The following is a 14,901-nucleotide window of genomic DNA, read 5'->3' on the forward strand; positions in this document are numbered from 1 at the left end:
ATGCACCAGCCCACCGCCCCCGGCATCAAGGATCACAGCTTCTTCTACGAGGGCGGCGACGCCGGCGTGCTGCTGATCCATGGCCTCACCGGCACGCCGGTGGAGATGCGCTACATCGGCAAAGGACTGCACAAGGCCGGCTTTACCGTCTATGGCGTCCAGCTGCCGGGGCACTGCGGCGACGAGGCCGATCTGCTGGCGACGAGCTGGCAGGACTGGGTGGCCGGGGTCGAACAGGCCCTGGATGCGCTGCGCCAGAAGGTCCGCACGGTGTTCGTCGGCGGCCTGTCGATGGGCGCGATCCTGTCGCTGCATCTGGCGGCGAAGCACCCGGACAAGGTCGACGGCCTGCTGCTGTACGGACCGACGCTGCGCTACGACGGCTGGACCATTCCCTGGTACAGCTTCCTGCTCAAGGTGCTGATCAATACGCCGATCGGCCACAACTACCGCTTCATGGAGAAGCACCCCTACGGCATCAAGGACGAGCGCCTGCGCCGCCGCGTGGTGCACAACATGCTGAACGGCAACAGCGCCGACGCCGGCTTGGCCGGCACCCCGGCCCGAGCCCTGCGGGAAATGTGGCGGCTGGTGGCGCAGGTCAAGAAGGAACTGCCGTCGATCCAGGCCCCGGCCCTGATCCTGCACGCGCGTGAGGACGATGTCAGCAGCGTGCGCAACGCCTACTACATCGCCCGCCACCTGGCCGGGCCGGTGGACGTGAGCCTGCTCGAGGACAGCTACCACATGATTACCGTGGACCGGCAGCGCGAGCAGGTGCTGGCGCGCAGCATCGAGCACCTGCAGCGCTGGTGCGTCCAGGCCGAGCCCCGCTCCGGCAATCTGCGCATCGCCGCTGTATCCTGAATCCCGTGCACCCCGTGGATCGCACGGGGCGGGCCAGGACCGGGGTTTTTCGCGAGGGTAAGCCGTAGTGTCTGCAACGGAAACTGCGCAAGGGCAAAGGACCGGCGTCGTCACGCGGCGCCGCGGTTCCTTGCAGGCGCGCCTGCTGCTGGCTTTCCTGGTGGTCGGCCTGGTGCCGATGTTCTTCGCCGCCGAGCTGGCCAGCCAGGTGGTGACGCGGGCCTTCGAGAGCAACCTCAAGAACTGGCTCAACGAAACCTCCATCTACTTTCTCAGCAGCATCACCGATTCGCAGCAGGAAGCCGCCGATATCGCGCGCGTGCTGGCGCAGCAACCGGACCTGCTGCAGCGCGTGATCGACAAGCAGGAGCAGGTGCCGCCGTTGTTGCGCGACACCATTGCCGCCGAAGGCTTCCACGCCCTGGCGATCATCGACGACCACGGCAGCTTCGTTTACAGCTCCCTGCCGATGCGCAGCAGCGAGCGCATCCGCCTGGGCACCGCCATCACCCTGTACCGGGTGGCGACGGAAAAGGGCTTCGGCACCATGGTCGCCGCGGTCGAGCCATTCCAGAGCGGCGGGCGGCAGTACCAGCTGCTGCTGGGCTCCTGGCTGGACGACGATTTCTTCGGCCGCCTGGGCTCCCTGACCTCCTTCGATTTCCGCCTGTACCGCGCCGGTTCCGATGGCTTCCACGAGCTGTACCGCTCTCAGGGCGCGGGGGACAGCAGTCTGATGCTGGAGCCGCGCATCGTGGCCGAGCTGCGCAAGCCGGACGCGCAGGTGTTCGACCGCCAGGTGGCCGGCGGCGCCTTCACCGGCATCTACCGGCCGCTGCGCGGCGACGTGGGGCAGTTGCAGGGGGTGGTGTTCTGCGGTCTGCGCACCCGCGACTGGGCCACCGACTGGGTCTCGCGCGGCAACGTCTTCATCATCATTTTCCTTACCGGCACCGGCCTGTCGCTGCTGGTCGGTTATGCCGTGTCGCGCCGCTTGGCGCGGCCGCTGCGCTCGCTCGCCACCGGCGTGCAGGCCATCACCGCCGGCGATTACCACAGCCGCGTCGAGGTCGAGGGCAACGACGAGGTGGCGGAGCTGGCGGAAGCCTTCAACGGCATGTCGAAACGGCTGGAGCAGCTGCACGAGCTGGAGTCCCAGCTGCGGCGGCGCGACCGCCTGTCGGCGCTGGGGCAGGTGGCGGCCGGCATCGCCCACGAGGTACGCAATCCGCTGGGCATCATCCGCACCTCGGCCGAGCTGATCCGCAAGCGCCAGCGCATGGCCCAGGGCGACCAGCAGCTGCTGGAAAACGTCATCGGCGAGGTGCGCCGCATCGACCAGCTGATCACCGATTTCCTGGCCTTCGTCAAGCCGGTGGCCCTGATGCAGCTGCCGCTGCGCACCAGCGACGTCATCGCCCGCGTCGCCCGCTTCTGCGCGCCGGAGCTGGCGATGCGCGGCATCACCCTGGAAGTGGCCGACGAGGCGCCGGACGCCTGGGTCGACGGCGACGCGGATTCGCTCTACCAGGCCGCGCTCAACGTGGTGCTCAACGCCATCGACGCCATGCCCGGCGGCGGCAAGCTGCTCATCGGCCAGCGTGTCGAAGGCAAATTCCTGTTCCTGCGCTTCACCGACAGCGGGCCCGGCCTGCCCGAGGCGGTGCGTGAGCGCGTGTTCGACCCTTTCTTCACCACCAAGCCGCAGGGCACCGGCCTCGGCCTGGCCAAGGTGCTGAGCGTGATGGAAGGCCACCGCGGCAGCGTCGAATGCCGCAACGAGCCCGGCGGCGGTGCCACCTTCGAGTTCATCCTGCCGCTGTCGCGCAAAGACGCAGCTATCGCTTAGCCCTATCATCTGCGCATGAGCCATACCATCCTGGTGGTCGACGACGAGCCCAAGCTGCGCGAGGTGCTGGCCGCCACGCTGCAGGAGCTCGGCTACCAGACGCGCATGGCGGAATCCGGCATGGCCGCCCTGGAGCAGTTCGACAACGACCCGGTCGATCTGGTGCTGAGCGACCTGCGCATGCCCGGCATGAGCGGCCAGCAGCTGCTGGCCGAGCTGCGGCGCCGCGCGCCCAATGTGCCGGTGGTGCTGATGACCGCCTACGGCACGGTCAAGGACGCGGTGCAGGCGATCAAGGATGGCGCCTTCGACTACATCAGCAAGCCGTTCGAGATCGACGAGCTGGAAGCGACCATCGCCAAGGCCCTGCGCATGTATACCGCGCTAAGCGACAACCTGCGCATGCGCGAGGAACTGGAGGGCCGCTACCGCTTCGAAAACCTGATCGGTACCAGCCCGGCCTTTCACAAGGTGATCGAGGCCATCGCCGAGGTCTGCGAAAGTCGCGCCAGCGTGCTGATCAGCGGCGAGAGCGGCACCGGCAAGGAAATGGTGGCGCGGGCCATCCACTTCAACAGCAGCCGCCGCGGCGGTCCATTCGTCGCCATCAACTGCGCGGCGATCCCGGAAGGCCTGCTGGAGAGCGAGCTGTTCGGTCACGTCAAGGGCGCCTTCACCGGCGCCGTCAGCGCCCGCCAGGGCCGCTTCGCCCAGGCCGACGGCGGCACCCTGTTCCTCGACGAGATCGGCGACATGCCCTCGGCCCTGCAGGCCAAGATCCTGCGCGTGCTGCAGGAGCGCAGTTTCGAGCCGGTGGGCAGCGCCAACCCGCGCAACACCGACGTGCGCATCCTTGCCGCCACCAACAAGGATTTGCGCGAGGCGGTACGCAGCGGCGCCTTCCGCAGCGACCTCTACTACCGGCTCAATGTCTTCCCCATCCATGTGCCGCCGCTGCGCGCGCGACGCGAGGACATCCCGCTGCTGGTGGAGCACAGCGCGCACAGCCTGGCCCAGCACATGAGCAAGGCGCAGCCGAGCTTCACCCCTGCGGCGCTGCGCGCCATGCAGGATTACGCCTGGCCTGGCAATGTGCGCGAGCTGCAGAACTGCATCGAGCGCGCCATCATCGTCGCCAAGGGCAACGTGGTCGACGTCGGCGACCTGCCGCAGGACCTGTTCACCCAGTCGCCGGCCGGCCACGAGGCGGTGCGCATCCCCTCCAACCTCGACGCCGAGCTGGACCGCCTGGAGCGCGAGTTCGTGCTGGAGGCGCTGCGCCGTACTTCGGGCGTCCAGGTCAAGGCGGCGGAGCTGCTCGGCGTCAGCGAGCGCAGCCTGTGGCACCGCATCAAGAAGCTCGGCATCAGCATCGCCCGGCGCGCGACCACTTGATCCATGGCCTGAACCGCGCTGCTTCTTGATCCGTCACGAATCCGCCCCAATTTCCATGTCATCCTGAGCTTCGAGAGGGATTCCGGCAGGCAGGGCAGACCGGGTCCGGACCGGCGCAGCCGCACACCAATCCAGCAGGACAGCCGCCATGAGCAAACCGTTACGCATCGATTTCGTCTCCGACGTTTCCTGCCCCTGGTGCATCATCGGCCTCAAGTCGCTGGAAACGGCGCTGGACCGCCTGGACGGCGAGGTGGCGGCCGAGCTGCATTTCCAGCCGTTCGAGCTCAACCCCGCCATGCCGCCCGCCGGGCAGGACATCGTCGAGCACATCGCGCAGAAATACGGTTCCAGCGCGGCCCAGATCGACGCCAACCGCGAAAACATCCGCGCCCGCGGCGAACAGCTCGGCTTCACCTTCCGCATGGACAGGCGCGGCCGCATCTACAACACCTTCGATGCCCACCGGCTGCTGCACTGGGCCGAGCTGGAAGGCCGCCAGGCGGCGCTCAAGCACGCGCTATTCGAAGCCTATTTCACCGACGGCAAGAACCCGGGCGATCATGAAGTGCTGATCGAGCTGGCACAGCGCGTCGGCCTGGATGGAGAGCGGGCCCGCGCCATCCTGGCTTCCGACACCTATGCCGGCGAAGTGCGCGAGCAGGAGCGGTTCTATACCGACCGCGGCATCCATTCGGTGCCGGCCATCATCATCAACGACCGCCACCTGATTTCGGGCGGCCAGCCACCCGAGGTATTCGAGCAGGCGCTGCGGCAGATTGCCGCGGCGGCCTGAACGCGATGCAGGCGCGCCCTTGGCGGTGCTTGCTCCTGGCCGGAGTGCTGGCCTGCTCTTCGTTCGTCGGCGGCTGCCGCAAGGGTGATCCCGATGCGCTATGGAAGATCGTGCACGGTCGCTGCGTGCCGGACCAGCAACAGCATGGCGATCCGGCGCCCTGCGTCGCGGTGGCGTTGGAGGCAGGTGAGCAGCGGGGTTACGCCGTGCTCAAGGATCGCAACGGCCCCTACCAGTTCCTGCTGATCGCCACGGGGCCGGTCAGCGGCGTCGAGAGTCCCGCGCTGCTGGCCGCCGATGCGCCGCCGTACTTCGCCGCGGCCTGGCGCGCCCGCAGCTTCGTCGAGCAGGCCATCCATCGCAGCTTGCCGCGCGAGGAGGTGGGGCTGGCCATCAATTCCCGCTATGGGCGCTCGCAGAACCAGCTGCATATCCACATCGATTGCCTGCGGCCGGCGGTGCGGGATGCCTTGCATGCGCATCTGGGTGAGATCGGCGCGCAATGGGCGACGCTGGACGTGCCCCTGGAAGGGCGCCGCTATCGCGCCATGCGCATCACCGAGACCGCGTTCGACCAGGCCAATCCCTTTGCCCTGCTGGGGGTTCCGGTGGAAGAGATGGCGCGGCATACCCTGGTTGCGGCCGGCACCACTTTCGAGGACGGCACGCCGGGATTCATCCTGCTCGACGATACGGCGAGCCTGTGGCGCCTGGACCAGGGCCACGGCGAGGATTTGCAGAGTCATAGTTGCAGTTGATCGCGTACCCCGAGAGATTCCACCCAAAAGCGCGGTCAATGACCAAAAAAAAGCCGGGCAGTGCCCGGCTTCAATTCGACTCTCAGGAAGAACGGCTCAGAACGAGTACCGCACGTAAGCCTGCACAAAGTCGCGATCCCGCAGCAGGTTGGTCTGGCCGCCGCCGAAGAACGTGGTGTAGCCCACTTCGCCGGTCAGGTTGCTCAGATAGCGCCAGCCCAGCGAAGGCGACAGCATGCGCGTGTTGCGCACGAAGTTGCCCAGCGGCTCCGGCGTGATGCCGCGCACGTCGTGGTCGAAGCGCATGGTCGGCTCCAGGGTCAGGCCGCCCAGCACCACGTTGTTGTAGGTGCTCTTGGCCAGCAGCTTGTAGCCCCAGGAAGCCTTGGTCGGGTAGCCGCCCTGCTGCTGCGGCACGTTGAACAGGAACGCCTCGGCGGCGCTGTTCGGCTGCCAGGTGGACGGGCCCTCGTAGGCGAGCACGGTCGGGTCTTCCAGGTCATGCACGTAGTCGCCGGCCACTTCGGCGATCAGGATCAGCTGGTCGTACTTGAACCAGTTGCTGCCGCCCAGCACCTTGGTGAAGCCGAAGTCGACCTGGCTTACCGGCTTGCGGCGCCAGCCGCGGACGTACTGGTTGCCCAGCGTCTGTCCGGGTGTCGGGGAGAGCTGGCTCGGCGCGCCCAGGCTCGCCAGTTCCACTTCCACCGAGCTGAGCTGCAGCGGCTGGTTGGCCTTGTAGCTGTACTCGCCCTGGAGGGCGACGCCAAACGGCAGCGTGGTGTTGAAGCTGGCGCCGAACATGTGCAGGTCTTCGGGGAACTCGGCGAAGTAGCTGGCGCTGGCCGAGGTGATGTTGCCGCTGGAAGCGGACATGCTGCTGTAGACCGGCAGGCGCGCATGGTAATTGGCGGCATACAGCGCCGCTTCCATGTCGTTCAGCCAGGGAATGGTGAAGCGGAAGGCGCCGCCGTACTGGCCGCCGCCCTTGGGCATGCGATCCGCGCCGCGCGGAATGCTGCCGCCGTAGGGCACGCAGGTGGTCGGCGTGGTGGCATTGTTGCCGCCGGTTGCGCTGCAGTCCGTACCGGGCAGGGAATTCTCCGGCGCCCGGCCGAAGCTGATGTCGCCGGCGTTGCCGCCGATCAGCGCGGAGAAATCCTGGTTCGGAATCGGGTAGAAGCTGCCCGCGGCATCCGGCAGGGTCGGCTCGAACTTCCACTGGTAGAAGCCTTCCAGGCTGGTGTTCTCGGTCAGGTTGATCGAGGCGAACACCTGCGGCACCGGGATGGCGAACTCGCTGATTTCGGCGCCCGGCAGGCGCGCCTTGTTCGCATCCAGCGAGACCAGGCTGTTGAGGCCGTTCAGCACCAAGGTCGACTCGCCCCAGTTGACGATCTGCTTGCCCACCTTGAGGCTCAGGCTGTGGCCGAACACGCTGGTGCTGCCGTAGGCGTAGAGGTCGAGGATGGTGCCGTCGGAGCCGATGTGGTCATGCACCTGGCGTTCCTTGTCGGCCGCCACGTCGTAACCGTATTCCTTGCCCGGCCCGTAGTTGTCGGTGTTGAAGAAGGTCTTGTTCTGCAGCACCGGGTCGTAGGTGTAATTGGCGCGGGTGAAGATGCCGAAATCCTTCCAGCTCACGGTCAGCGCCGAGGTGATCTTCTGCGTGGCATAGACCAGATCGCCGGCGTTCCTGAAGGCCAGTTCGCCGTCGTCGACATTGGTCGAATAGGCCTTGCCGCCATTGGCGATGCCGATGTAGGTCGGGTCGGCGCCCTGCACGCGCATTTCCACGCCGCTGGACACGCGCGTGTTGAGATCGATGCCGACATCGCCGACCTGCCAGTTGAGCGCCAGGGCCGGCCCGGTGGCGCCCAGGCCCAAGCCCAGGCCCAGACTCACGGCCAGCGCCTGTGCGATCGGCGTGCGGCGGAATGCGAAACGAGGCTTCGCGGACATGTGGTTTTCCTCCTTATAGTTCTTGATCAGGCTCATTGTGCGCAGCTCCCGGCAATGGCCAGGCAACGGCCGTCACTGGCCAGGAACTGCGCCGCTTCGCTCTGCATCTCCTGCGTCACCAGCGGATCATTGGTCGGATCCAGCACCGTGCTGTGGCCGACCGTGCCGTTGGCGCCGGGAGCGAACTTCACCGCGTAATTCAGCTTGGCACCGAGCACCGGGGCGGGCGGCGACGCCACCGGCACCGTCAGCGGACCGACGACAGTCAACCCCTGCGCCGTGATCAGCGGGTCGGTGCCGGACAGGTAGCCGGTCTGGATCGCCACATCTTCCGTGGCGGTCCCAGGGCAGGCCGTCACCAGCGCCGCGGCCGAGGAGATGCCGGCGGGCAGCGGCACCGGGCAGGTGCTGGGCGCCCCGTTCGGCACCACCAGGTCGTTGATCACCTCGATCAGGTCGATGGCGTGATTGGCCGAAGCATTGGCGCCATAGTTCACCGGGTCGCCGGAATCGACCAGAGTCTGGGCGAAGCGCAGGAAGGTCTCGTAGTCGTCCGTGCCTTCCTTCAGGCCGGCCGCGCCGAGGCCGGCCGAGATCACCGGGCCGAAGCTCTTCGAAGCGTCGAGCAGCCGGCCCACGCCGCCGCCCGGATTGGCCAGCACCGCCGCGCGGATGCCGCTGTCCACGCCGAGCAGGGTGCCGCCGACGATGCCGCCGAGGGAGTGGCCGAAGTAATAGACGCGGTTCGGATCGGTGTCGGCGGTGCCATTGCTGTCGAGATCCAATGTCGTCACCGTCTTGCTCAGCGTCAGCAGGTTGGAAACCGCCTCACGCAGGTTGTCGCGGCTGGTGATCAGGCTCTGCAGGTTGATGAAGTAGGTGCCGGAACCGTCGATCTTGCCGTCCGGGCCGGGCGCGCTGGTGCTGTTGTTTTCCAGGTCCAGATCGAAGGTGCGTTCACCGGTGATCAAACCCGCCGCCTCCGAACCGGTGAACAACGTATTGCGATAGAACGGATCGGCCTTGTTGGTCACGCCGTGCAGCGGCAGGTCCATCGCCACCACCACGAAGCCGGCCCGCGCCAGGCCATCGGCGACGGCGAAGACATTCTCGCGGTTCTGCGTGATGCCGTGCTGGAAGATCACCACCGGCCAGCCGGCGGCCGGTTTGGTCTGGCCGCTCTTGGCGTTCGGCACGGTGACGATCACCGGCACCACCTGCAGCGAGGTCTTGCTCGCATCCAGATTCGGGAAGCAGGCCGTGGTGCTGGCGCTGGGCGACAGTCCGAGCCCAGGGGCGGCAAAGGCGGCGCAAGGCACCGGCGATGCGGCGTTCTTGGTCGGCGCGAAAACGCCGCTATCCGGCTTGGCGGGATCCGCATGCCAGAAGGCCGACAGGGCCGCCGTCGGATTGGTCGGCGTCGGCACCGCCAGGTTGTACGGCAGTGCGGTGATACCGGCATATACGCTGGCAAGGCCAAGGCCGGGAATACCCGACTGGCCGGTGGACAGCCCGGTGGGCGCCACCTGGATGACCGTGGCCGTGGCGGACTTGGCTACCAGTTGCAGCGTCGTGTCGATCGATTGCGTGGTGAAGCTCCAGGCCAGCGCCAGCTGATCGGCCGGGATCTTCGTCGAGAAGGCCTGCACCACCGGGTAGATCAGCTGCGCGCGCAGCGCTTCCAGCGTGGCCTTCTGCGTGGCGGTGAAATTGGCCAGGGCCGGATCGGTCTGCTGGTCCACCGGGGTGGCGCTGCTGGTGATGCGGAACGAGTCGGAGGCGATGATATCGGCGCCCGCGGTGGTCTTGATGCCCTTGGTGATGGCCACGAGATAGGTCGTCGCGCTCGCCAGGGGCTTCAGCGGCGAGATCAGCAGGCGCGAGCGCTGCGAACTGATCGGCGTCTGCTGGCCGGTGAGGGGGTCGGCGGCGGTCGCGTTCTCGGTATCGATGGTGAAGTCGGTGCCCTGCTGCAGCACCGCGCCGGTGGCGCCATTGATGATGAGGACGTGGCCGGGCACGGTCTTGTAGTCGATGGTACCGGCGATGTCGGCGAAGATCGAGGCGGTGGTGGAGAAGCCGTCGAGCTGGTTGATGTCCGACAGCGGCGCCGGCGCCCCCGGTACGTTCAGGGTCGGCGTGGTCGCGCCGCTGAACAGGCCGTCGAACGGAAACGGGATGATCGCGCTGGCGTTGGTCGGGTCGAACAGGACCAGCGAGCTGAATGTTTGCGAGCCCTTACCGGTGTCGCCTCCGCCCCCGCCGCAAGCGGCGAGCAACAGGGCGGCAGCCGATACCAATACTACGGGCGCGAGTTTCCAATGGCGCATGAGCCTTCCTCCTCCAGGTGGCACTGGGACCTCACGATCCCTTTCGTTGTTGTCGGACCCTTGCAATCGTCCATAGGCGCATACATTCGATGATGTATTTAGCGCCGTATGTACGGTAGCGTACGGTCCGGTTCTAAAGGAGGCCAGTGTGGCGCTTATCCGCACTGCACAACAAGATGGAAGGTCTTCATCCGACAAGCGAATTGCCACCGCTCATCGGCTGGACGCCTTAGACCAAAGTCGCATACGGACACCCTGCCGGGATTTGCGGGCCGGCCCAGGGGTGATACATACCGCGACGTACCGGGCTCAGCCGCCGGCAACCATGAGGGATTCCACCTGTTTCCTGGCGGCGCCGGTATCCTGCACCAGCAGGCTCAGCGGCATGCGCCGCCGCAGCACGTCCTCGGCGCCGCGTGCCATTTCGTCGCGGATCGCCAGCACCGCTTCCGCCACCAGGAAGGGCGCGTCCGGGTGCAGCCGCGCCGACCAGCCGGGGTTCTCGTCGAGCAGGGCCTGGATGCGCGACAGGCCGGTGCCGTGGCGCAGGGTCAGGAAGTGCGCCGCCTCGTCGTCCACCTCGCGCCGCGCCAGCGCCGACAGCGCCTCCGCCTGCCAGCCGGTGAACTCGCCCAGGCTCACCGTTTCCGTCGGCGCCCCCGGCAAAGGGCGCTTGTCGGTGCTGGTCGGCAGGTAGGCGCGGCCCAGCCGCTCCAGCACCAGGTCCACCACTTCCTCGGAGTCGCAGCGCGCGGTGGTGAACTTGCCGCCCACCGGCCAGATCAGGCCCGGCTTCGGCTCGGTGATGCTGAACTCGCGGCTCACCGCCGCCAGCGTCTCCGTCTCCTCGTCGTGCAGCGTGCGCACCCCGGCATAGCTGGCGATCACGTCCGCCTCGCTCCAGCGCAGCCCCGGCAGCAGCGCGTTCACCGCGTCCAGCAGATAGCGCGCCTCCTCCGGCCGTACCACCGCCTCGGCGGCGTCGTTCACCTGTGACTCGGTGGTGCCGAGCAGGGTGCGGCCATACCAGGGAATGACGAAGAACACGCGGCCGTCCTGCGGCGCCGTGAGCAGGAAAGCCTCCGCGCAGCCGACGATCGCCGGCAAAACCAGGTGGATGCCCTTGACCAGCTTCACCTTCGGCGCTGCCTTGCCCACCAGTGCACGCCCCCAGGGGCCGGCGGCGTTGACCACCAGGTCCGCGTGCAGTTCGAAGCTGTCGCCGCTTTCCTCGTCGCGCAGCCGGGCGCCGATCACCAGGCCTTCATCCTCCAGCAGCTCGCTCGCCGCCACCCGGTTGGCGCAGACCGCACCCGCGCCCTGCGCCGCCGCGGCGACGAACAGCGTCATGCGCGCGTCGTCCTCCTGGCAGTCGCCGTAGCGCAGGCCGCCGCGCAGGCCATCGGCGGCGATATAGGGATAACTGCCCAGCATGCGCTCGCGCGAATAGGACTTGAAGCGCGGCACCGGCTGCTTGCCGGTGGCAAGGAAGTCGTACAGCGTCAGCCCCGCCAGCAGTTGCAGGCGCCCGACGCGCGAGTCGCGCCACACCGGCACCTGGAAATTGAGCGGCCGCACCAGGTGCGGCGCGATGCGCGACAACACCCGCCGCTCGCCCAGGGCATGGCGCACCAGGCCGAACTCGTAATGCTCCAGGTAGCGCAGCCCGCCATGGATCAGCTTGCTGGAGGAACTGGAGGTGCCCGCCGCCCAGTCGTTCTTCTCCACCAATGCCACCCTCAGTCCGCGCAGCGCCGCGTCGTACGCCGTCCAGGCGCCGTAGATGCCGCCGCCGATGACCAGCAGGTCGAACTTGCGGCCGCGCAGGCCGGCGACGTTGCGGATGAAGGGGAAGGGGGAGGGCATGAGGCAGTGGTTAGTGGTCAGTGATTGGTGGTTAGTAAAAGCCCAAGCGAGAGCGTTTCTTTACTAACCACTAATCACTAGTCACTGGCCACTATTTATATATCACTTCGATCTCGAACTTCCCGCGCGGCTGGTGATGCAGCCGCACGTAGTGCCCGGCAATGCGCTGCGGATCGAAATGCGTGCCCACCTGCAGCAGGCCATAGACCGTGACGGTGGCGACATGGATGCCATGCCCGCCCAGCTCCTGCGCCAGCGAATAGGTCAGGTTGCGCAGCGCCGCCTTGTCGGCCGATAGCGAGGCGTACGGCGCCGAGGGCTCGTGGGCGAAGCCGCCGCCGGTGAAGAGGATGGTGCCGTGGCCCTGTTCGCGCATCGCCGGGGCCGCGAGCTGGGCACAGACCAGGGCGCCGACCACATTGGTGTGGAAGTCGTCGATCCACTGCTGCGGCGTCACCGTGGTGGGGCGGCCCTTGTGCGCGTGGGCGGCGTTGTAGACCACCACCTCCGGCGCACCCAGCTCGGCGGTGACCTGGGCAAACAAGGCGCGCAGGGAATCCTCGTTGCCGGCGTCGGCGCTATAGGCGCGCGCGGCGCGGCCGGTGCTGCGGCGGATGTCGTCGCAGTGCGGCTGCAATCGGGCGCTGTTGCGCGCCGCCAGCGCCACACCATAGCCTTCCTTGGCGAAAGCCATCCCAACCGCACTGCCGATCCCCGGACCTGCGCCGACGACGAGACAAACCTGGCTCACGGATGCTGCTCCTTAATTAAATAACCGCTGGGGGCGGCTGGCGCAGGCGCCGCACCGTCTCCAGCCAATCCAGCATTTGTCGTGCCTGCGCCTCGTTGATGCTGCCGGCCGCGGCCGCATCGGCGATGCGTTGCGCCGGCGGCTGGCCGGCATCTTCCGACGCGGCAAAGCTTTTCTCCAGCGGCTCGCCGGCCAGCGTCGCCTCCAGCGCCTCCCCCAGCGCGGCCAGCCGCGGACCGCAATCGGCGCAGCGGCGGCGCAGGCTTGTTTCATCCTGCAGCCACTGTGCCACGCGGCGGTTGGCCGCATCGCTCGGCGCCAGCGCGGCGTGGCCGCGCGGGAAGATCAACACGCGCGCCAGAACAGACAGCGCCGGGGCGGATAAATGCCGCAGCACCTTGTCGAGCGCTTCTTCCACCCCGCGCAAGGCATCGGCGCAGAGCCATTCCAGCGCGGCCCGCTCGGCGTCGGGCGCGCCCTCGTCCTCGAAATGCTTCAGCGCACAGCTGGTCAGCCACAGTTGCGCCACGGCGTCGCCAAGCCAGGTGGTGAGGGTCAGCCGCGAGGCTTCGTGCATGGCGCGCAGGGCGGTGCGCGACCGGCGCGAGGCGAGGTCGGCGCCCAGCCCGGTCAGCGCCAGGTCGGTGGCGAAGGCCAGCGCCGCGCTGTAGCGGTTGATGCGCCGGCAATAGCCGCGCACCAGATCGGTATGGCCGGCGGCGGCGCTGAAGCCGCCGGCGGTGAGGGCCAGGATGAAGGAGCGGATGCCGGAGCCGGCGACATGGCCGACATGCTTCCACAGCGCCGCGTCGAACAGCTCCAGTTCCAGCGCCGCATTGGGCGCGCGCGTCGCCGCCAGCGCCCGCATGAAGGCGCGGTGGCCGCGCAGTACGCTGGCGGTATAGCCGGTGGAGCGCGCCAGGCGTGCCGGCTCTTCGGCGGTGAGCGTCGGCCGCAGCGCGTCCAGCATCGGCTTCAGCGCGCTCCGCGACAGCCCCACGTCGGCGGCGGCCAGCCGGATTTCCGCCGCTTGCTCCGCCGTCAGGCTGCGGGCGCAGCTGGCCAGGCCCTGCGGCCGCTCGCCCAGGTCCACCGACAACGCGCTGGCCGTGGCCTGCGCCTGCGCCGCCAGGCTGCGGGCGCCGATCAGGGCCAGGGCATCCTGCGCCACCGCGCGGCTCCCCACCGGCGGAGTGAAGGGCGCATGCACCCGCGCATAGCCGCCCGCCGCCGTCGCCGCCGCCATCACCCGGCCGGCATGCAAGGCCGAGGTGGCGATGGCGTGGGCCACGGCGAGGCATTCGGTCCAGTCGCCGGCACCCGCGCCGATGCGCTCGCTGCCGCCGGCGATGGCATCCAGGCCGACCACCAGATCGTTCAGGCGCAGCCGGGTGGCGCCGGCGGCTAACCCGGCGTCGGCCCGTTCAAGCACCACACAGCTCACCCCGTGGCGGCCGCCGAGCAGGCCGTCGGGATCGCGTACCCGCAGCAGCAGGCCGAGCAGTTCCGCCGCTTCCGCGGTGGCCGCGAATTGCGCATCCAGGCGCAGGCGCAGAGCGGTGACGCGCTCCCCTTCCTGCATGCTGGAAAACACCACCGCATCTCCGGCGACCGCATCGAGTGCGCTGATGATGCCGGCGCCGCCGGCCAGACGCGGCAGCCAGCGGCTTTGCTGCGCCTCGCTGCCGTGGCGCCGCAGCAGCTCGATCCAGGCCAGCCGCTGCGGCGAGGCGATGTGCTCGCCCATTGCCGGGTCGATGGCGGTGATGCGCGCCAGCGCCGCCGACTGCGCCACCGCCGACCACTCCAGGCCACCGTGATGATGGGCAATGCCCAAGCCGAAGGCTTGCTGCTCGCGCAACCAGGCCAGGGCCTCCTCGGGCGCGTGGGCGCGGCTGCGGAATCCCCCCACCAACTCGTCCACCAGTACCTGTTCGTTCGGCAGCGGCCGCGCCGGCGGGAACGACTGGAAACGCTGCCAGTCCGGCTCGCCGCCGATCAGCTCGGCCTCCCACCAGGCGGTGCCGGCATCCAGCGCCCCCAGCGCGGCGGGGTCGAGCCGCTGCACCACGCGCTTGAACCAGTTCAGCGCCGGCCGCGACAGCCATTCCTGCCGCAGCGGCGGGATGTTGAGCGGCACGAACACCACGATCCACAGCAGCGCCAGCAGGCCGGACAGCAGGGTCGACCCGCCGAACAGGCCGTAGCACAGCACCGTCGCCCCCAGCACCGCGCTGGTGGCGCGGATGCCCGGCCGGTAGTAGGCCAGCGCCAACACCGCGATAGCGGCGAACAGCAGCCAGAACGGCATGCCTAGGCTCCCGTAA

Annotated in this window: 10 protein-coding genes; 5 read left to right on the plus strand and 5 right to left on the minus strand. The window is 68.2% G+C overall.

Annotated elements, in window-relative coordinates:
• The 5 genes from BP26_RS0110265 to BP26_RS0110285 all read left to right on the plus strand — a co-directional run bounded on the left by BP26_RS0110265 (position 1) and on the right by BP26_RS0110285 (position 5,665).
• A complete protein-coding gene (locus tag BP26_RS0110265; protein ID WP_029920492.1) occupies positions 1-867 on the plus strand; it encodes an alpha/beta hydrolase in 867 nt (288 codons plus the stop codon).
• A gap of 67 nt (positions 868-934) precedes the next feature.
• A complete protein-coding gene (locus BP26_RS0110270) occupies positions 935-2,716 on the plus strand; it encodes a sensor histidine kinase (RefSeq protein WP_029920493.1) in 1,782 nt (593 codons plus the stop codon).
• 15 nt (positions 2,717-2,731) lie between these two features.
• On the plus strand, positions 2,732-4,111 hold the full coding sequence (locus BP26_RS0110275; RefSeq protein ID WP_029920494.1) for a sigma-54-dependent transcriptional regulator: 1,380 nt from the start codon (positions 2,732-2,734) through the stop codon (positions 4,109-4,111).
• A gap of 148 nt (positions 4,112-4,259) precedes the next feature.
• A complete protein-coding gene (locus BP26_RS0110280) occupies positions 4,260-4,907 on the plus strand; it encodes a DsbA family oxidoreductase (protein ID WP_029920495.1) in 648 nt (215 codons plus the stop codon).
• A gap of 29 nt (positions 4,908-4,936) precedes the next feature.
• Positions 4,937-5,665: a CDP-diacylglycerol diphosphatase gene (locus BP26_RS0110285; protein WP_051748811.1), complete on the plus strand. Its 729-nt coding sequence runs from the start codon at positions 4,937-4,939 to the stop codon at positions 5,663-5,665.
• Positions 5,666-5,761: 96 nt separating this feature from the next.
• On the opposite strand, the gene BP26_RS0110290 is transcribed toward BP26_RS0110285, so the two are convergent.
• The 5 genes from BP26_RS0110290 to BP26_RS0110310 form a co-directional block, all read right to left on the minus strand.
• Positions 5,762-7,627 carry a DUF1302 domain-containing protein gene (locus tag BP26_RS0110290; RefSeq protein WP_169740684.1) on the minus strand — a complete coding sequence of 622 codons (1,866 nt, stop codon included), beginning with the start codon at positions 7,625-7,627 and terminating at the stop codon, positions 5,762-5,764.
• Positions 7,628-7,659: 32 nt separating this feature from the next.
• Positions 7,660-9,957 (minus strand): alpha/beta fold hydrolase, encoded by a 2,298-nt coding sequence (locus BP26_RS0110295; RefSeq protein WP_029920498.1) that lies wholly within the window; start codon positions 9,955-9,957, stop codon positions 7,660-7,662.
• Positions 9,958-10,266: 309 nt separating this feature from the next.
• Positions 10,267-11,823 carry a glycerol-3-phosphate dehydrogenase/oxidase gene (locus tag BP26_RS0110300; RefSeq protein ID WP_036516519.1) on the minus strand — a complete coding sequence of 519 codons (1,557 nt, stop codon included), beginning with the start codon at positions 11,821-11,823 and terminating at the stop codon, positions 10,267-10,269.
• A 91-nt stretch (positions 11,824-11,914) separates the two neighbouring features.
• Positions 11,915-12,574: an SDR family NAD(P)-dependent oxidoreductase gene (locus BP26_RS0110305; protein WP_029920500.1), complete on the minus strand. Its 660-nt coding sequence runs from the start codon at positions 12,572-12,574 to the stop codon at positions 11,915-11,917.
• Between the two features lie 16 nt (positions 12,575-12,590).
• Complete coding sequence (locus BP26_RS0110310; RefSeq protein ID WP_029920501.1) at positions 12,591-14,885, minus strand: acyl-CoA dehydrogenase domain-containing protein; 2,295 nt, start codon at positions 14,883-14,885, stop codon at positions 12,591-12,593.
• Positions 14,886-14,901: the final 16 nt, after the last annotated feature.

This window comes from Nevskia soli DSM 19509, from assembly GCF_000711955.1.
Classification (GTDB): domain Bacteria; phylum Pseudomonadota; class Gammaproteobacteria; order Nevskiales; family Nevskiaceae; genus Nevskia; species Nevskia soli.